At 64.3% G+C, this 19,006-nt stretch carries 16 protein-coding genes; 15 read left to right on the plus strand and 1 reads right to left on the minus strand.

All coding sequences use genetic code 11. The annotated features are described in order from the left end of the window. The first annotated feature begins 109 nt into the window (after positions 1-109). The 12 genes from PVV74_RS14250 (at position 110) to PVV74_RS14305 (ending at position 14,620) form a co-directional block, all read left to right on the plus strand. A complete protein-coding gene (locus PVV74_RS14250) occupies positions 110-1,486 on the plus strand; it encodes a hypothetical protein (protein WP_274593660.1) in 1,377 nt (458 codons plus the stop codon). Between the two features lie 84 nt (positions 1,487-1,570). Continuing rightward, a complete protein-coding gene (locus tag PVV74_RS14255) occupies positions 1,571-2,857 on the plus strand; it encodes an ABC transporter substrate-binding protein (protein WP_103763586.1) in 1,287 nt (428 codons plus the stop codon). Between the two features lie 38 nt (positions 2,858-2,895). Next, a complete protein-coding gene (locus PVV74_RS14260) occupies positions 2,896-3,822 on the plus strand; it encodes a branched-chain amino acid ABC transporter permease (RefSeq protein WP_103763585.1) in 927 nt (308 codons plus the stop codon). 2 nt (positions 3,823-3,824) lie between these two features. Further along, entirely contained in the window at positions 3,825-4,763 is a 939-nt protein-coding gene (locus tag PVV74_RS14265) for a branched-chain amino acid ABC transporter permease (protein WP_425061780.1), read from the plus strand. Beyond that, positions 4,760-5,467 carry an ABC transporter ATP-binding protein gene (locus tag PVV74_RS14270; RefSeq protein WP_274593662.1) on the plus strand — a complete coding sequence of 236 codons (708 nt, stop codon included), beginning with the start codon at positions 4,760-4,762 and terminating at the stop codon, positions 5,465-5,467. The genes PVV74_RS14265 and PVV74_RS14270 overlap by 4 nt, the downstream gene beginning before the upstream one ends. After that, the gene (locus tag PVV74_RS14275) at positions 5,467-6,162 is read left to right on the plus strand and encodes an ABC transporter ATP-binding protein (protein WP_274593663.1); all 696 of its coding nucleotides are present in this window, start codon (positions 5,467-5,469) and stop codon (positions 6,160-6,162) included. The genes PVV74_RS14270 and PVV74_RS14275 overlap by 1 nt, the downstream gene beginning before the upstream one ends. Before the next feature lie 132 nt (positions 6,163-6,294). Further along, positions 6,295-7,146 carry an FAD binding domain-containing protein gene (locus PVV74_RS14280; RefSeq protein ID WP_274593664.1) on the plus strand — a complete coding sequence of 284 codons (852 nt, stop codon included), beginning with the start codon at positions 6,295-6,297 and terminating at the stop codon, positions 7,144-7,146. An 8-nt stretch (positions 7,147-7,154) separates the two neighbouring features. Beyond that, the gene (locus PVV74_RS14285; protein WP_274593665.1) at positions 7,155-9,833 is read left to right on the plus strand and encodes a molybdopterin-dependent oxidoreductase; all 2,679 of its coding nucleotides are present in this window, start codon (positions 7,155-7,157) and stop codon (positions 9,831-9,833) included. After that, the gene (locus PVV74_RS14290) at positions 9,826-11,265 is read left to right on the plus strand and encodes a 6-hydroxynicotinate reductase (protein WP_274593666.1); all 1,440 of its coding nucleotides are present in this window, start codon (positions 9,826-9,828) and stop codon (positions 11,263-11,265) included. The genes PVV74_RS14285 and PVV74_RS14290 overlap by 8 nt, the downstream gene beginning before the upstream one ends. Then, positions 11,265-12,107, plus strand: a complete 843-nt coding sequence (locus tag PVV74_RS14295) for a UPF0280 family protein (RefSeq protein ID WP_274593667.1) — start codon at positions 11,265-11,267, stop codon at positions 12,105-12,107. Before PVV74_RS14290 ends, PVV74_RS14295 begins: the two co-directional genes overlap by 1 nt. Beyond that, the gene (locus PVV74_RS14300) at positions 12,100-12,681 is read left to right on the plus strand and encodes an amino acid synthesis family protein (RefSeq protein ID WP_274593668.1); all 582 of its coding nucleotides are present in this window, start codon (positions 12,100-12,102) and stop codon (positions 12,679-12,681) included. The genes PVV74_RS14295 and PVV74_RS14300 overlap by 8 nt, the downstream gene beginning before the upstream one ends. 154 nt (positions 12,682-12,835) lie before the next feature. Further along, on the plus strand, positions 12,836-14,620 hold the full coding sequence (locus tag PVV74_RS14305; RefSeq protein WP_274593669.1) for an ABC transporter ATP-binding protein: 1,785 nt from the start codon (positions 12,836-12,838) through the stop codon (positions 14,618-14,620). A 712-nt stretch (positions 14,621-15,332) separates the two neighbouring features. On the opposite strand, the gene PVV74_RS14310 is transcribed toward PVV74_RS14305, so the two are convergent. After that, a complete protein-coding gene (locus PVV74_RS14310; RefSeq protein WP_274593670.1) occupies positions 15,333-16,196 on the minus strand; it encodes an aldo/keto reductase in 864 nt (287 codons plus the stop codon). Positions 16,197-16,873: 677 nt separating this feature from the next. On the opposite strand from PVV74_RS14310, the gene PVV74_RS14315 reads away from it, so the two are divergent. Genes PVV74_RS14315 through PVV74_RS14325 form a run of 3 tightly spaced genes read left to right on the plus strand, consistent with a single transcriptional unit; the run spans position 16,874 to position 18,962 of the window. Beyond that, positions 16,874-17,578, plus strand: coding sequence for a phosphatidylserine decarboxylase (locus PVV74_RS14315; RefSeq protein WP_274593749.1), 705 nt, complete (start codon positions 16,874-16,876; stop codon positions 17,576-17,578). After that, positions 17,565-18,329, plus strand: coding sequence for a CDP-diacylglycerol--serine O-phosphatidyltransferase (gene pssA, locus PVV74_RS14320; protein WP_274593671.1), 765 nt, complete (start codon positions 17,565-17,567; stop codon positions 18,327-18,329). The genes PVV74_RS14315 and pssA overlap by 14 nt, the downstream gene beginning before the upstream one ends. Before the next feature lie 9 nt (positions 18,330-18,338). Beyond that, on the plus strand, positions 18,339-18,962 hold the full coding sequence (locus PVV74_RS14325) for a class I SAM-dependent methyltransferase (RefSeq protein WP_103763573.1): 624 nt from the start codon (positions 18,339-18,341) through the stop codon (positions 18,960-18,962). Positions 18,963-19,006: the final 44 nt, after the last annotated feature.

The following is a 19,006-nucleotide window of genomic DNA, read 5'->3' on the forward strand; positions in this document are numbered from 1 at the left end:
TGAGTGGCTGCGCCACGCTCGATTCGTGGGAGGAGGGGCCAGCCCCTCACGTTGAAACTGCGTTTCAACGCTCACCCCGGGGTATTTTGGGCCAGAAGAAGAGATCGTGATGCGCGGATTGCTGGTTTGCCTCGTCCTGTTCTGGGGCGGGATGGCATCGGCGCATGCGTCGGAGCAGAGCTTTGTGTTGTTGCTGCCGACGGATGTCTACATCTCGGCGGGGGTGGCGAGTGTTGTCCTGACGGTGCTGCTGCTGGCGGTGTTGCCGGCGCGGGCGGGGGAGGCGGTGTTTTCGCCGGTGCCGTTGGTGCGGCGGCCGCGCTGGGCATGGCGGCATGCGACAAGTCTGCTGGCGACCGGGGTGCTGACCTTTGCTGTTTGGCAGGGCTTTGCAGGGCCGCGCACGCCTATGGAAAACCCGATGCCGCTTTTGCTGTGGACGGTGTGGTGGGTGGCGTTGGTGAGTCTGCAAGGGCTTTTCGGCAATCACTGGCGCTGGACGAACCCCTGGACGGGGGTGGTCGCGGTTTTGGCGCGGTGGACCGGGATCAGGCCCTTGATGCGGTACCCGCGCAGGTGGGGATACTGGCCTGCTGTGGGACTTTTCCTGGCCTTTGCGGCGTTCCTCTTGTGCGATCCGGCGCCGGCCGATCCGGCGCGACTGGCCAGTGTCGTGGGGCTTTACTGGTACGCGGTGCTGTTCGGGGTGTTGCTGTTCGGGCCGGCGTTCCTGCTGCGGGGCGAGATGGTGACGGTGATGATGCGGGCCTATGGGCGCATGGGGGTGCTTGCCCCGGTGCGCGGGAGCCTGGCGCTGGGCTTGTGGGGGTGGCAGGGCGTGATGCGGCGGGCGCCGCCCTTGGCCTTGGCCGTTTTGATGGTGCTGCTGCTCGGGACGGGCAGTTTCGACGGGCTGAACGAGACCTTCTGGTGGATGGGTGTGATCGGGGTCAACCCGCTGGAGTTTCCGGGGCGGTCGGCGGTGGTGGTCCCGAACCTGATCGGGCTGGTGGTGGCGAATCTTGGGCTGTTGACGGTTTTCGCGGCTTGCCTGTGGCTGGGGGAGCGGATCGCCGGGACGGGGCGGCGCCTGCGTGCGGCGTTTTGCCTTTTCGCGCCGTCGATCCTGCCGATCGCGTTGGGTTATCACGTGGCGCATTACTTGCCGACGTTCCTTGTGGAGGTTCAGTACGTGGTGCAGATGCTGGACGATCCTCTGTCCAGTGGCGCCCATTTTCTGGGCATGGACGGGTTTTACGTGACCACCGGGTTCTTCAATACGCAGGATACCGTGCGGCGGATCTGGCTGAGCCAGGCCGGGGCCGTGGTGGTGGGGCATGTCGTTGCGATCCTGATGGCGCATGCACTGGCCATGCGGGACCGGGCCGATCGGCGGCGGGCCGTGCTGGGGCAGGCGCCGCTGGCGGTGTTCATGGTGGCCTACACGTTCTTCGGGTTGTGGCTTCTGGCGTCGCCACGGGGGTAAGGCGCTGGTTTAAAACGCTGGACAAACCGGGGCAGGCTTCGCAGGATCGGGCCAATCCATATCGAGAAACAGGGAGAGGTCGTGATGACCAATCAGAAAAAGGCCACGTCGCGCCGTGGCGCGCTGAAGACATTGGCCGGGGCCGCCGCCGGAGCCGCGAGCCTTCCGCTTTGGGCGCGGTATGCGCAGGCGCAAAGCTCGGAGCCGATCAAGATCGGGTTTCAGCAGCACAGCACCGGCATCGGCGCCGCCTATGGGCGCTGGTACGGGCGCACCACCGAGGCGGCGGTCAAGCTGATCAACGATGGCGGCGGGATCAATGGCCGGATGATCGAGCTGATTGCAGAGGATGACGGCACGGACCCCAAGCGCGGCGCCGAGGTGGTGGAGAAATTCGCCAACCAGCATGGCTGTGACGTGGGTTTCGGCACGCTGTTTTCGCATGTTGTGATCGGGTCCGCGCCACGGGCTGGCGAGTTGAAGCTGCCCTATTTCGTGGTATCGGAAGGGCACCACGTGGCGAGCGGAATGCTGAACCGCTATACGCTGCAACCCGGCATCACCGATGTGAAGAGCCAGGTGCAGGCAATGGCGCCCTACGTGTCGGAGAACCTTGGCAAGAAGGTCACGATGATTTTCCCCGATTTCGCATTCGGCCACGATCACCGGGATTTCTTTTCCGCCGCGATCAAGGAGCAGGGGGGCGAGGTGCTGGAGCAGATCGCGATTCCGCCGAGCGAGACGAGCTTTACCAAGTATTTCCCGCAGATTCCGCGCGATACCGAGGTGCTGTATCATGTGATGGTCGGCCCTGCGGTGCTGACATTCGTGAAGGAGCTGGGCGAATTCTTCGGCGACCAGGGGCCGGAGATCTTTGGCTTTATCGACAGCCTGGAGGCGGTGGATATTTCCAGCCCGGGCCTGGAGTTTCTGGAAGGGACGTATTTCTGGGAAGGGATGCCGCGTTACGCGCAGGAGGACCAGAGCGAGCACGAGAAGTTCTATCGCGAGGCGGTGGGCGTGGACGAGAACGGCGCGTCGGTCAACGACCCGAGCGACGTGTCGACCTATGCGCATATGTTCGGCTGCTGGGAGACGCTGCACGTCATCAAGGCCGGGATGGAGGCGTCGGGCTATGCCGGGCCGCTGGACCGCGCCAAGCTGATCGAGGCGGTCGAGGCGATGGGCGAGATGCCCGAAAGCCAGGCGCATCCGCAGGGGGCCAAGCGGTTCAACGGCAAGACGCACCAGGTGTTCGGGCATCAGCATATCAGCCGGGTCGAGAACGGGCGGCTGGTGCGCGTGCACACGACGTCGATCGACGACACGCTGTATCCGGACGAGGTGGATTACACCACGCAGCCGCTTTGACGCCCTGCGCGGCGGGCCGGGGCGTGTGACCTGACCTGATGGAATTCGGACCTCATCTTATCCTCGCCACGCTGGAAGGCGCGGTGACGGCGGCGGTGCTGGCGCTGACCGCCGTCGGCCTGAGCCTTGTCTTTGGCGTGATGCGGGTGGTGAACATCGCGCATGGCGAATTCTACATGCTGGGTGCGGTGATCGCCTGGTACGTGGCGCAGATGGTGGGCGGGCATCCGGCGCTGGGGTTTGTTGCAGCACTTGTGATCGCGCCGCTGGTCGTGGGGGTGCTGGCCGCGGCGGCGGATGTGACCATACTTAAGCGTATTGAGTATGATCCCGAGCGGACGATCGTGGCGACGATCGGCTTGCTTTATATCATCCAGCAACTGACGTTGATGACCTATGGCCCCGAAGCGAGGCCTGTGGAGGCGCCGTTTAATACAAGGGTCGAGCTGCCGTGGTTCGACTGGTTCGAGACGCTGTTCGGCATGGCGCAGCCGTGGGGGTGGAGCATCACGTCCTACAAGCTGTTCGTGATCTTCGCCGCGGGCGCGGTGCTGTGCGGGGTCTGGGCGATGATGGCGCGCACGAAGATCGGCCTGTTGATGCGCGCCACGCAGGCGGATCGGGACATGGCGCTGGCCTTTGGCATCCCGGTGGAGCGGGTTTATGCGCTTGTTTTCGGGATCGGCGCGGCGCTGGCAGCTTTGGGCGCGGTACTGATCGTGCCGATCCAGCAGGCGCATTACCTGATGGGGGTCGAGCCGTTGCTGCTGGCCTTTATCGTGGTGATCATCGGGGGGCTGGGGAGCCTTCCGGGCACGGTATTGGCCGCCTTGTTCATTGGGTTGAGCGACGGGATCATCTCGGTCTTCTTCTCGCCAACGCTGGCGAAAATTCTCGCGACGTTGCTGGTGGGGCTGGTTCTGGTATTCCGGCCGCAGGGCCTGTTCGGGACCAGAACGGCATGAACATGGGCGGGCGTGTTCTAGGTCTTCATCTGGGCCTGTTGGTGGTGCTGTTCGCGTTGCAGTTCGTGCTGCCGGCGTACCATCACGGGAATATTGCGCGGATCATGGTGCTGGCCAGTTATGCGGTGGGGTATAATATTCTGTTTGGCTACACGGGGCTGTTGAGCCTTGGGCACGCCTTGTTCTTTGCGGCTGGCATGTACGGGATGGGGCTGACCATTCAGCACGCTGGGTTCACGCCTGCGCCCGCGTTGATCGTGGGGATCGTGGCGGGGTCGCTGGTGGCTGGCGGGCTGGCGCTGTTGGCGCTGCGCACGGCGGGCGTGGCGTTCATGATCGTGACGCTGATGTTCGCGCAGGCGGGGTACCTGACGATCCTGTATTTCGGGGACTATACGCGGGGCGATGAAGGCTTCGTGATACAGCAGGCGCAGAGGGTGCTGTGGGGGATCGACCTGAGCGACCCGACGGCGCGGTATTTCGCGGCATGGGGGCTGTTTTCGGTCTGCTTCCTGCTGTCGCTGTGGTTGGTGCAGAGCCGGTTCGGGCGGACGCTGATTGCCATCCGCGAGAACGAGGAGCGGGTGCGGATGTTGGGCTACGATACCTACGCGCACAAGCTGGGGGCGATGGTGGTGTCGGGGACGATCTCGGCGGCGGCGGGAGCGTTCTATGGGCTGCTGTTCGGCTATGCCGGGGCGACATTCGGCTCGGTGCAGTATTCGATCTTTCCGCTCTTGTGGGTTCTGTTGGGCGGTGCGGGCACGGTGCTGGGGCCGTTCGTGGGCACGCTCTTCATGTTCTACCTGATCGACCTCAGTTCCGGCGTGACCTCGGCCTACATGCTGATCGCGGGCGTGGCGCTGGTGGCGCTGACGCTGTTCGCGCCGCAGGGCCTGACCGGGGAAGTGCGGCGGCGGCTGTGGAAAGGGTTGCCGTGATGCTGCTCAAGGTGCGGGGATTGTCCAAGTCGTTCGACGGGTTGCAGGCGGTCACGGATGTGGATTTTGACCTGCCACAAGGCGAGGTGAGGGCGCTCATTGGCCCCAACGGGGCGGGCAAGACGACGCTGGTGGGGATGATCTGTGGACGTATCTCGCCGACATCGGGGACGGTGACGTTCGATGGCGAAGACATCACCCGGTTGCCCGCGCACAAGCGCATTATGAAGGGGATGGCCTATACGTTCCAGATCACCTCGATCTTTCCGCGTCTGCCGGTGCAGGAGAACGTGGCGCTGGCGGCGCGGCGGCGGTTGCAGGGCCGCGCGGTGGGCGATGCTACGAGAGGAGCGCTGCGCCGCGTTGGTCTGGAGCGGCAGGCGGACGAGGAGGCGGGGAACCTCAGCTATGGGCACCAGCGGCTGCTGGAGATCGCGATGGGGCTGGTGCAGGCGCCGCGCCTGCTGATCCTCGACGAGCCGACGCAGGGCCTGTCCGAGGGCGAGATCGACGCGTTCAAGGCGTTGATCCGCGCGTTGGCAGGGGAGACGACGATCCTGCTTATCGAGCACAACATGAAAGTGGTGATGGAGACCGCCGACACGGTCAGTGTGTTGAACTTCGGAGAGATGCTGGCCGAGGGCACGCCGCAGCAGATCCACGAGAATGCCGACGTGCAGGCGGCCTATCTGGGGACCGGATGATGCTGGAACTGCAAGGGGTCAATTCGGGGTATGGCGCGGCGCAGGTGCTGCGCGACCTGTCGCTGCGCGTCGAGGCGGGGGAGATCCTTTGCCTGCTAGGCCGCAATGGTGCCGGCAAGACCACCACGATGCAGACGATCATGGGGCTGTTGCCGCTGATGTCCGGGCGGATCACATTGGATGGGCAGGATATCGGCAGCCTGCCCGCGCACGAGGTGCCGCGCGCGGGCATCGGATATATCCCACAGGGGCGTCGGCTGTTTGCGGGCCTCAGCGTGGCGCAGAACCTTGAGATCGGCTTGCAGGTGCGCGGCGCGGGCAAGGATGTTCTGGACGAGGTGCTGGACCTCTTTCCCCGGTTGCGGGAGCGGATGGACCAGCCGGCGCAGACCCTGTCGGGCGGAGAGCAGCAGATGCTGGCCACGGCGCGGGCGTTGTGCATTCAACCCAAGGCGCTGCTACTGGACGAGCCGACCGAGGGGTTGCAGCCCTCGATGATCGAGGCGATCCGGCAGGTGATCGTCAAGATGCGCGCGCAGGGCGTGGCAATTCTGTTGGTGGAGCAGCGGGTGGATGCGGTTCTGTCGGTGGCCGACCGCGTGGCGTTCATCGAGAACGGACGGAACGGCGAGGTGCTGAGCGCGGAGGCCCTGCGGCAGGATCATTCGATCGTGGACCGCTATGTAGGGGTCTGAAAGGCGGCGCAACATTCCATCGTTGCACGGGTTCGCCTTTCGCTGATGCCTCGGGTCAAAGGCAAAACGCTTTGAGTTGACAGGACGAAACACCGCGTCGCACGATATCTGCACCCCGACATGGAGAGCGGCGTGACTGGATACACACGGCCCGAAACCCTGGACGACGCGCTGGCGCTGCTGGCGCAGAGCGGCGGGCGCGTGGCGGCGGGGTGTACCGACCTTTTCCCGGCGACGGGCGCGCGGGCGCTGCAGGGGCCTATGGTGGATATCACCGGGCTGGCCGGTTTGCGCGGGGTCGCCGTGACCGATGAGGGTTTGCGCATCGGGGCGGCGACGACATGGGCGGATATCCTGAAAGCGGAGCTGCCACCGGCCTGCGACATGCTGAAACAGGCGGCGCGGGAGGTCGGCTCGGTCCAGATTCAGAACGCGGCGACGATCGCGGGCAATCTTTGCAACGCTTCGCCCGCGGCGGACGGGGTGCCGTGCCTGCTGGCGCTCGACGCAGAGGTGGAACTGGTCTCGGGCGAGGACGTGCGGAGATTGCCATTGAAGGATTTCATTGTCGGGCCGCGCCGCACGGCGCTGAACCCCGGCGAGATCGTTACAAGTGTTCACGTGCCGCGATCGGCGCTGAACGGACGGTCGCGGTTTCTCAAGCTTGGCGCGCGGCGCTACCTGGTGATTTCCATCGCTATGGTCGCGGTGCGGTTGGTCGTGGAAGGTGGGCGCATCAGCGACGCGGCGCTGGCCGTGGGGGCGTGTAGTGCCGTGGCCACGCGGTTGCCGCAGGTAGAGGCTGCGGTGAGGGGGTGTTCGGCAGACCATACGCTTCCAGATGTCATTTCCGAGGATGCCGTTTGCGCGGCCTTGTCGCCGCTGGACGACATCCGGGCGACGGCTGGCTATCGCGGGCACGCGGCGACGGAACTTTTGCGCCGGGCGGTGGCGGATGCTGTCGGCGCAGAGGGTGTGTCGTGAACCGTCCGATGGACACGTGCACGCTGACGGTAAACGGGCAACGCCACGTACTGCCCGCCGATCCGGCGCGGCGATTGTCGGAGGTCCTGCGCGACGGCCTTCGCCTGCGCGGCACGAAGGTGGGCTGTGACGCAGGCGATTGCGGGGCCTGCACCGTGTTGCTGGACGGTGCCCCGGTCTGTGCCTGTCTGACGCCGCTGGGTCAGGCGGCGGGGCGAAAGATCGAGACGATCGAGGGGCAGACGCACACGCCTTTGCAACAAGCCTTTCTGCGGCACGGGGCGGCGCAATGCGGGATCTGCACACCCGGCATGGTGATGACGGCGGAAGCGTTCCTGCGCGACTTGCCGGAGCCCACGCGCGCCGAGGTCGAGGAGGCCCTGGGGGGCGTGCTGTGCCGGTGCACCGGGTACACCAAGATCATCGATGCGGTGCTGGATGCCGCTCCCGGCGACGTGGCGCCGATGCCCGACGCCGGAGAGGCCGTTGGCGCGGCCGTCGCAAGACTGGACGGCGCCGCAAAGGTGGACGGGACCGAGGCCTATGGCGCGGATCACGTGCCGGACGGTGCTTTGCTGGTGCGGGCGGTGCGCGCACCATACGCACCTGTATCCTTTCAGTTCGGAGAGGTCGCGGACTGGGCTGCGGCGCGAGGCGTGCAGGTGTTCACGGCGCAGGACATCGCCGGGACCAACCGCTTTGGCGTGATCCCGGTGTTTCGGGACCAGCCGGCGCTGGCGGAGGACCGCGCGCGGCTGGCGGGCGAAGCGGTGGCGCTGATCGCCGGTCAGCCTTCGGTGGTCGAGGCGTTGGACCTGTCGGACTTTCCGATCACGTGGCGCGAGGACCCGGCGGACCGGCTCGTGCACGATGCGCATCCCGACAACCTGTTGATCGCCGGCAAGGTCCGGCGGGGCGCGGCACGGCAAGCGGTGCAGGACGCCGCCTTTACCGTCAGCGGCGCGATGCAGACGGGATATGTCGAGCACGCCTATATCGAACCCGAGGCAGGCGTCGCATGGATGGAGGGTGAGACGCTGGTGATCCGGGCCTGCACGCAGGCGCCCATCATGGATCGCGACGATACCGCCGCGGTGCTGGGCCTGCCGCCGGAGGCCGTGCGGATCATACCGGCGGCCACGGGTGGCGGGTTCGGTTCCAAGCTGGACGTATCGTTGCAGCCGCTGGTGGGTCTGGTGGCGCTGAAGACCAGGCAACCGGCGCGGATGATCTATAGCCGCGCCGAAAGCATGGCTGCGACCACCAAGCGGCATCCGTCGGACATGCGCTGCACCCTTGGCGCCGATGCCGACGGGCGGATCGTGGCGATGGACTTCGACGGAGATTTCAATACGGGGGCGTATGCCAGCTGGGGGCCGACCGTGGCGGGCCGCGTGCCGGTCCACGCCTCGGGGCCCTATTTCATCCCGAATTACCGCGCCGAGGCGCGGGCGAATTACAGCTATCAGCCGATCTCCGGCGCGTTCCGGGGGTTCGGCGTGCCGCAGGCGGCGATCATGCAGGAGACGCTGTTCGACGACCTGGCAGGCAAGCTGGGGATGGACCGGCTGGCCTTTCGCAAGCTGAACGCGCTGCGCGACGGGCAGGCGACGGTGTTCGGCCAGACTCTTAATGGCGTGGGAATCGCGGCTTGCCTGGAAGCGCTGGAAGGGCGTTGGACAGATGCGCTGGAAAGGGCCGAGCGGGCCAATGCGAGGGGCGGGAGCGTCCGGCATGGGGTTGGCATCGCCTCCTGCTGGTATGGCTGCGGGAATACGGCGATCGCGAATCCGTCGACTATTCGGATCGGGTTGACGCGCGATGGACGGCTGTGCCTGCACCAGGGGGCGGTGGATATCGGGCAGGGATCGAACACGGTAATCCCGCAGATCGCGGCGGATGCGCTGGGGTTGCCGCTGGCGCAGATGCAGATCATCGGAGCGGATACCGCGCTGACGCCGGATTGCGGGAAAACATCCGGGTCGCGCCAAACCTACGTGACCGGAAGCGCGGCATTGAGGGCCGGGCAGGCATTGCGGGCGCTGATCCTGAAGCAGACGAATATGGGGCCGGAGGCGGTTCTGCACCTTGAGGGCGCCATTCTGCGCGTGAGCGACGGCGCGCGGGAGCAAGTGATTGATCTGGCCACGCTTTCCGAGCAGGCGCATGGCTATGTCCTGTGCGCCGAGGAAAGCTATGATCCGCCGACCCAGCCCTTGGACGAGGACGGGCAGGGGGTTCCATATGCCGTTTATGGCTATGGCGCACAGTTGGTGGAACTGTCGGTGGACATGGGCCTTGGCACGGTGAAGGTGCACAAGGTCACGGCGGCGCATGATCTGGGCCGGGTGATCAACCCGCAGCTGGCCGAAGGGCAGGTCGAGGGCGGTATCGCGCAGGGGCTGGGACTGGCGCTGATGGAGGAATTCATTCCGGGGCGGACGGAGAACCTGCACGATTACCTGATCCCCACGACGGGCGATATGCCGGAGATAGAGACGATTTTCCTGGAGGTGCCGGACCCCGAGGGGCCGATGGGGGCGAAGGGGCTGGGGGAGCATGTGCTGATCCCGACCGCCCCCGCGATATTGAACGCGATCCGGGACGCGACCGGGGCGCTGGTGACGCGCCTGCCCGCGTTGCCGCATCGCGTGCTGGCGGCGATCCGCGAGGCCGGAGATGGCTGAGCGCGGGCGCGAGGAGAAGATCCGCTGCGATGCGTGTCCGGTCATGTGCTACATCGCGCCGGGCAAGATCGGGGCGTGCGATCGCTATGCCAACGAGGATGGCCGGATTGTGCGCTGTGATCCGCTGACCATACTTGACCGTAGGGTTGCCAAGGGGGACGCGGTGAAGCCGTTCCTTGGGCCGGAATGGGATGGTGAGGTTCTGGGCGGCGAGGAGGTGTTCGTTAGTGGTGTGGGGGCGGGCACGACCTATCCCGATTACAAGCCCGCGCCGTTCATCGTCAGCCGCGAGGTGGAGGGGGCCGATTTCGTCACCGTGGTGACCGAGGCGATCTATTCCTATTGCGGGGTGAAGGTGAAGATCGACACGGACCGCCACCTCGGGCATGAGGCCGCCACCGTGCGCGCGGGCGGCGAGGCGGTGGGGCATGTGACCACGTCGGAATATGGCTCGCAGATGTTGTCTTTGGGCGGGGTGGATCATCTGACCGGGGGCGGCAAACCCGAGGGACGTGCGACCTGTGATGCGCTTCTGCGGCTGTGCAACCGCGAGGCGGTGGAGCTGGAGATCGACGACGGCGCGACCGTGGTGGTGCAGGCGGGGCAGGCACCCGTGGTCAACGGTCAGCGCGAGGAACGGATGCGTGTCGGCTGTGGCTCGGCCACCATCGGCATGTTCGCCAGCCAGTGGCGCGGGCTGGTGGATGAGGTGGTTGTGGTGGACGACCATATCACCGGAGTGGTCAGCGAGCACCAGGCGGGCAAGGTGCTGGGCTGGCCGGATACGGGGATACGGATCAAGGGGCGCCGGTCGACGCCGGGGCGGTATTTCAAAGTGGCCGAGCCGGGGCAGGGCTGGGGCGGGACGGACCTGGACGATCCGTTGGCGATCTTGAGCCCGTGGCTGGAGAAGAAGGGCGCCCGGCCTGGGCTGACCCTGTTGATGGTCAGCACGACGGGCGAGCATCACGGGTATTACGTGCTGGACGATGATTTGCGGCCGCAAGAGGCGGCTTTGCCAGAGGTTTTGAAGCCGTCGGTGGAGTTGATTGCCGAGAATTGCGAACCGGCGCTTTGCACGGTGATGTTCCAGGCGGGTGCGGGCGGGTCGCTGCGGTCGGGCGTGACGCAGAACCCGGTGAAGCTGACCCGATCTGTGCAAGCGCTGAAGACGCGTGTGACCTGTGGCGGCGCGCCGGCCTTTGTCTGGCCCGGGGGCGGGATCACGTTGATGGTCGACGTGTTGACGATGCCGGAAGGATCGTTTGGGCATGTGCCGACGCCCGCCTTGGTGGCGCCGCTGGAATTCACGCTGAGCCGCGCGGATTACCGGGCGCTGGGCGGGCATGACGCGGCTGTGCGGACGGTGAGCGATATCCTGAAGCATGGCGGCGAATACGGCAGTGCGGTGCGTTTAGTGGAGCGCGATTGATGTCGGGGCCGCAGGCGAACTGGCTGCCGGATGGGCGGCGGCTGCACCTGCATCACGGGCCGATCGACATGATCGTGGGTGTCGAGGGCGCGGGACGCGACGCGGCGTTTCAAAGAGCGGTGGCGAGATTCGGGGCGTTGCTGGACGAATTGGTGGCGGAGTTGCCGCGCTTGCGCCGTCCCTGTGGCGGGCCGGTCGAGGCCGAGACGGCGCAGCGCATGGTCGAGGCAGTCCGGCCCTTCGCGCCTGACTTCGTCACGCCGATGGCGGCAGTGGCGGGCGCGGGGGCGGAAACGATCCTGGCCGCCGTGCTGGCAGGGCCGGGGGTGTCCAAGGGGTATGTAAACAACGGCGGGGACGTGGCGTTTCACATCGCACCGGGCGAGACGATGACGGCGGCCATCGCAAGCCCGGTGCCGGGCACTGTCACCTTGCGGGCGGGGGATCCGGTGCGTGGCGTTGCAACCTCGGGCGCGGGTGGGCGGAGCCATTCGCTGGGGATTGCTGACGCGGTGACGGTGCTGGCGCAAGGTGCGGCAACGGCGGACGCCGCCGCGACGATGATCGCCAATGCCGTGGACCTGCCGGGGCATCCGGCGATCGTCCGCGTTCCGGCCTGTGACCTGTCGCCCGACAGTGATCTTGGCGCGCGCGCGGTGACGCAGGAGGTCGGCACGCTGGATGTTTGCGAGATCGCGACGGCGTTGGAGGCCGGGCGCAGCTATGCCGCGAGACTGGTCGCGCGCGGGATCATTCAGGCCGCCTGCCTGAGCCTGCGGGGCGCTTGCGTGACCGTTGGCGAGACTGTCATGATCGAAGAAAGGGACCCTGAACATGCCTGATTTCACCCTGCGCAAGACCGCGTTGTTCGTCGAGGAGATCCACCATGACGGTGGGCCGGTCGCGGACCTGCCGCGTCGCCGCGCCGCGATGGCGGCTCTGGTGAAAAACCCGTTTGCCGGGACCTATGCCGAGCATCTGCAGTCGGCCATGGAGGACCTGAAGCCGCTGGGCCTGATGATGACCGACCGGCTGATCGAGGCGATGGGCGGTATCGGGGGCATCGACGGCTATGGCAAGGCTGCCATGGCGGGTGAGGCCGGCGAGCTGGAGCATACGGCGCTCTGGCACGTGCCGGGCGGTTACGCGATGCGCGCGCGGCTGGGCGAGGCGAAGGCGATCGTGCCTTCGTCGATGAAGCAGGGCGGGCCGGGCAGCCGGATCGACGTGCCGCTCGGTCATATCAATGCAGCCTATGTGCGTAGTCATTTCGACGGCATGGAAGTGGGCCTGCCGGACGGGCCGCGGGCCGATGAACTGTTGTTCGTGCTGGCCATGAGCCGTGGCGGGCGTATCCATGACCGAATGGGCGGGTTGACGGTGGATGAGGTGAAGGGCGAGGACGGGTTGCGCTGAAGGTATTGGGGGCTTTGCCCCCGTCCCGGGCAGGCCCGGGACTCCCCCAGGATATTTTTGGCCAGAGGAAAAGGGGGCGTCGACGCGGGGGGCTGACCTTTGGGATTGAACCCTCTATAGGCCTCGGTTGAGAAGCGATCGGATTGCAGCCCAAATGAGCGATACCCCAGCGAAGAAACGCCAGCCGCTTTACAGCGCGGCGGACAAGCGGAACATGCGGTGGTTCTGGCACGGTTACCTGCGCAAGCATTCCGGCAAGCTGTTGCTGGTGCTGTTGCTGATCCTCGTGCAGGGCTTGGTCTATCAGCAGTTTCTGGCGATGACCGAAGACGGCCTGCGGGTGATTTTCGAGTCCGGCGCGATGCGGGACCTGATCGAGGTCTGTGTCGTGGTTTTTGTCCTGTTCGCGACGCGAGGCCTGGTGTCTTTCCTGGCGCCGATGATAACGATCAAGATATCAAACCAGGCAATCTACGAGATGCGGCGGGATCTGATCGGGCACCTGATGTCGCTGGACCTGGCCTATTTCGAGCGGACGAAATCAGGCGAGATCATCCAGAAGCTGGTGACGCAGACGCAGCAGATCGGGTTGTTCGTGGGCCTTGGCGTGGCCGGTGCCCTTAGGGACGCGGTGACCGTGATCGTGGTGTCAGGATATCTCATCTGGAAGAACCCGACCCTGTTCGTGTCAGCCATCGTGGTGCTGCCGTTCATCATCATGGTGATGAACTTCGTATCCGACCGGGTAAAACAAGCCCAGGGCGAGGCCGAAGAGGCGCTGGGCGGCTACATGAACGGCATCGAGGAGACGGTGAACGGGATGCGCACCGTGAAGATCGCCCGGCAGGAAGAGGTCGAGAAAGACCGGTTGATGCGTGGCACCGACGCGATCCGGCGGCTGATGAACCGGGTGCAGGTGACCCAGGCCCTGATTTTGCCTTCGATCGACCTGAGCTCGGCCTTCGTTTACGTGCTGGTGATCGGGGGTGGCGGATACATGGTGTTGTCGCCGGACTACGACGTGGACGGTGCGGGGATCATTACCTTCCTTCTGGGGATGGTGATGGTCTTCGACCCGGCACGCCTGCTGGCGCAGTTCTTTGGCGGATTGCAGTCGAACCTCGTGCTGCTGGACCGGGTGCGGAACCTTTACGACCAGGAGTCCAGCATCCGGGACGCGGACGATGCGAAGACGTCGTTCGACACGGGTGGCGATATCGTTCTGGAGAATGTGAGCTTTTCCTATTCCGCCGATCAACCGCTCTTTGAAGGGCTGAGCATGGGATTCGAGGGTGGAAAGGTCTCGGCCATCGTGGGGTCCACGGGGTCGGGCAAAACCACGATCCTGTCGCTCTTGTCGCGGCTTTACGATGTGAAGGGCGGCGACATCACGTTCGGTGGCACGCCCATACGGGAGTTGCAGGTGGCGGCCCTGCGCGGCGCGTTTTCCGTGGTGGCGCAGGATATCGTGATCTTCAATGCATCTATCTGGGACAATATCCGCTACGTGAACCCCGACGCGAGCGACGCGCAGGTCTGGCAGGCGGCCGAGGATGCGGAAATCGCCGACCTGATCCGCGCGCGGGGCGAGACACCGGTGGGTCCAAAGGGGGCACAACTGTCTGGCGGGCAGAAGCAGCGAATCGCGATTGCGCGGGCCTTCCTGCGGGATGCGCCGATATTGCTGCTGGACGAGGCGACCTCGGCGCTGGACCAGGCGACGGAAGAACGCATCAAGTCGGCGCTGGCGCGGCTGACCAAGGGAAAGACGACGATCGTGGTGGCGCACCGGCTGAGTTCCATCTCCGAGGCTGACCGGATTTTCGTGCTGGAATCGGGGCAGTTGGTGGAGATGGGCCGGCACGAAGAACTGCTGGCCGAGAACGGGCTTTATGCGCGGCTCTACCAGGCGCAGAAAAAAGGCTATGACGGCAGGTAATCGGTGCGGCGGTGCCGCGCAGATTTGTCTCGGCGTCGGCGCTGGGCCTCCGCCTCGGACGACTTGCAGATGTGACGCCTTATCGTGGGATGGATGCGCGCGTGGATGGTTCCGGATGCCTCCGGAGCTTGTCGCCCGCTATACGAGTTGGCGTTTTCCCAAGGCCATGCCGTCGATTGGCACAACAAGGCGTATGCATTAAGCCTGCTCCGGAATTGCCACCATAATACGGCGCGATCCGTAACCTTGACCTGCCGGTAGCCAGTCAGAATCCGCGCCCTGTCGGGGTCATTCGCCATGAAGTCGGGCCATGAAAAACCAGGTGCCGCAAAATACCCGGACCGCCGATCAAACACCGTCAGGTCTGGTGCATCAAGCTCGATTTCCTCGGTTTTGTCCCGGCGATTGCGGTCTGCGTATGCCTGCCAAATAAATCCTCGGAATGATCGGTGCGGCCGGCCCCAGCCAAATCGCCAGCCCGAGGGAGGGGCTGACGATGGTCAAGCCGCTTCGCGGCTGTTAATCGGCTGGGTGCTCGACATAGATGTCTCATAAGGGCTCATAGCGTTCAGCTAGATCCGAACCCTGACAGCACCTAAACTGCACCACGAAATGCAAATGGCAGAGCCCAAGTTCCGCCCTCCGCATGCATCAAGGCTTTGCAGTCTCGATCATCGCCCCCGGCCGCGTATCGCAGCCGGGGGTATTCCGATTACATCGTGCCGCCGTAGACCGGGAACACGCTCGCGTCGCCGTAATCCTCGATGGGCTTCGCGTTCTTTAGGGTTTCCATGTCGGCGTCCGAAATCTCGAAGTCGACATCGGCGTTGTTGCGCATGTGATCGGGGTTTGCCGTTTTCGGCAGCGGCAGCAGGCCCAGTTGCAGCAGGTAACGGATGCAGAGCTGAGGGACGCTGACACTGTACTTGCCGGCCATTTCGGCGATCTCGGCGTTGTCGAGAATCTGGCCGTGGCCGACGGGTGAGTAGGCTTCTACCACGAGCCCCTTGGACCTGGTGTAGTCGATCAGGTCGAAGGGCGTGTTGCTGACATGCGCGAGGATCTGGTTCAGCATCGGCTTCACCGTGGCGTTGTCGAGCAGGTTGTCGAGGTCCTCCTTCTGGAAGTTCGACACGCCGATCGCGCGCAGCTTGCCCGCCTCATACGCCTCTTCCAGCGCCTTCCACGCCGCCAGGTTGCCTTCGAAATAGCGGTCGGACCCGCCGAAATCTTCCCAGGGCTGGGGGCTGTGGATGATCATCATGTCGATATAGTCGAGGCCCATCGTCTTCAGGGAGCTGTCGATCGAGGCCCTGGCCGTCTCGTAGTCCTTGATGCCGGCATCCAGCTTGGTCACCACGAAGAGTTCCTCGCGGGGCACGGAGGCGTTGCGGACGCCGTCGCCCACGCCGCGTTCGTTGCCATAGGCCTGGGCGGTGTCAATGTGGCGGTAGCCGATCTCGACGGCAGCCTTCACCGCATCGGCAGCCTTGTCGTCGTCGATGAACCAAGTGCCAAGGCCCAGCTTTGGGATCTCGACGCCGTTGGACAGGGTGTAGGTGCTTTGCAGGATCATGGTGGGTTTCCTTTCTTCATGGTGTCGGTCGGCTCGCTCGATCCGGACGGGACCGCCTGTCTGGCTGTCGAGCGGAGGGACCGCCGTTTCTCAGTCGGTCGAGTTGGCGACGGCGCCCCGCGCCGTGGCGGTTGCGGAAAGAAGGGCGAGGCCGGTAAGCAGCGTGGCGGTCGGTGCATCTCTCATGCAGAATCTCCTCGACAGAAGGGAGCGGAACTTCGCTCCGTTACGAGACAGGACATCATGCGCCTCGGGGCGGAATGTAATAGGCTTCTGATGCACGTCACACATGAGCGGGTTTCATCAATGACGCGACTGCGCTGTCGACAATCAACGGCGCTCGAACGGTGGCGGCCCGGAGGAAGTCTGCGTTCTCCTTTGCCGCATGGATAAATGGTCAAAAGAGCCGCTTGAATTCTTTGCATTTCCAGTCAGTGTCCAGATTTTGGGGGTGGCTCAGGGCCCGTCTATCTTTAGGGTGCCGTGCCGGGACTGAAGGTCGGCCAAGGGACGTGCCTACAAGTCAATCTTTAGACCGCCCCTATTGAGACCGGGCCACATTCGACGGCCCTGGAGTGTTCTTTGGTGACTCGCAGCGACCAGTCTTGCGCCGGTCGAATATACCCCGGACTTGCTCTTGGGCTTGAAGTTGTGGCTGACGGGCTCCATAACGCGGGATCACTCAGCGGACACGGGAAACCTCCATGCGAATGCTCGATACATTTATCAAACCGATGCATCCGGAAGGTAGAAAGTTCGTTGCGATTTTTGCCGCGGCGACCCTCCTGTTGTTTCTCGTAGCCGACATCCTTGGGTGGATCGGTGTTGGGCTTACGGTCTGGTGCTATTATTTCTTCCGCGACCCCGAGCGCGTGCCGCCGTCGCGAAGCGGTATCATCGTCAGCCCCGCGGATGGCATCGTCTCGTTGATCGAGAAAGCGGTCCCGCCCGAGGAGTTGGGGATGCCTGGCGAGGCCCTGACCCGCATCAGCGTCTTCATGAGCGTGTTCAACTGCCATGTGAACCGTATGCCCGTCGGTGGCCGGGTCGAAGCGGTCGCCTATCGGCCCGGCAAGTTCTTCAATGCCTCGCTGGACAAGGCCAGCGCGGACAACGAACGCAACAGCCTGCGCATCCGCATGCCGGATGAACGAGACGTTGCCGTCGTACAGATTGCGGGGCTGGTGGCGCGGCGGATCGTGTGTTTTGTCCAGCCGGGTGATACCCTGTCGACCTCGGAAAGATTCGGACTGATCCGGTTTGGCTCCAGGCTGGACGTCTATCTGCCCGAAGGTGTTATGCCCTCGGTTCGCGTGGGGCAGACCATGATCGCCGGAGAAACCGTTTTGGCGGACCTCAAAGTGCCTGATGCCACGAGATAACCAGACCCCACGGAACAACGCCGGCAGGAAAAGAAACGACGCCGCGCTTGTCCAGCTGCTGCCGAACCTGATCACGCTTGCCGCGATCTGTGCCGGGATGACGTCCATCAGGTTCGCGGTGCAGGCGGATTACATCTTTGCGGTGCAGCTTGTGCTGCTGGCCTGCGTGCTGGATGGCGTCGATGGCCGGGTCGCGCGCTTGATGCGTAGCGACAGCAAGATCGGCGCGGAGCTCGATTCGCTGGCGGATTTCCTCAATTTCGGTGTCGCGCCGCCACTGATCCTGTATTTCTGGGGCCTGCAGGAGATCCGCAGTGCGGCCTGGATTTTCGTTCTTTTCTTCACGGTCTGCTGCGTCATCCGGCTGGCCCGTTTCAATGTCGATCACAAGGTCGAGGAGGCGCCGGGGCCGAGCGCCCACTTCTCGGGGGTGCCGTCGCCGGCCGGTGCGGTGCTTGTCATGGTACCGCTCTTCTTGTCGTTCGCATTCGAGACCGTGCAACTGCCCGGCTTCGCAATCTGCATCTACATGGTGCTTGTCGGCCTTTTGATGATCAGCACCGTGCCGACACTGTCGCTCAAGGGCGTGTCGATTTCGCGGGCAAGGGTGAAGTTTTTCCTGGTCGGCGTCGTCCTGGCCGGGGCCGCCTTCTTTACATTCACCTGGATTGCATTGTCTGTGCTGTCCGCGTGCTATCTGATCATGGTGGCATGGTCCGCCGTGACAAAGGCGCGAGAGTTCGGCAAGTAAGGAGAACGCATGGATATCAACGCCGTCAGTACGTCCTACGCCCGGTGGGCCCCAATCTACGACAGGACATTCGGAGCGGTGACGAACGTCGGCCGGAAGCGTGCGGTAGAGTATATCAACACCCGCCCCGGCACCGTTCTCGAGGTGGGCGTGGGCACGGGGCTTGCGCTCGAGCATTATGACCCGGCGATGCAAGTCAGCGGGATCGACTTCAGCGAAGAGATGCTTGCCAAGGCCCGCGACAAGGTGCAGCGCCTGAATCTGGGGCATGTCAGGGAATTGCGGCAGATGGATGCCCGCACCCTTGATTTCCCGGACAATCACTTCGACACGGTCGCAGCGATGCATGTCCTGTCGGTCGTTCCCGAGCCCGAGCGCGTGATGCGCGAAATAGGCCGGGTCTGCAAACCGGGCGGTAAAGTGGTGATCACGAACCATTTCGTGCGGCAGACAGGCGTGCTTTCCGTTCTGGAGAAAATGCTGGCGCCAGTGGCCAATGTTATCGGGTGGCATTCCGATTTCGAGATCGAAACCGTGCTTGGCCAGGAATGTCTCAAGATCGACGTGCAAAAGCCATTGCCACCCCTTGGAATGATGACTTTCCTCGTGTTGGAGAAAGCGTCAGACCAGTAGTACATGGCTGCTTCGGGCGAACCTGCGGAGCAGAGGCTGCAGGT

It is taken from the genome of Roseovarius sp. SK2 (assembly GCF_028807495.1).
GTDB lineage: Bacteria > Pseudomonadota > Alphaproteobacteria > Rhodobacterales > Rhodobacteraceae > Roseovarius > Roseovarius confluentis.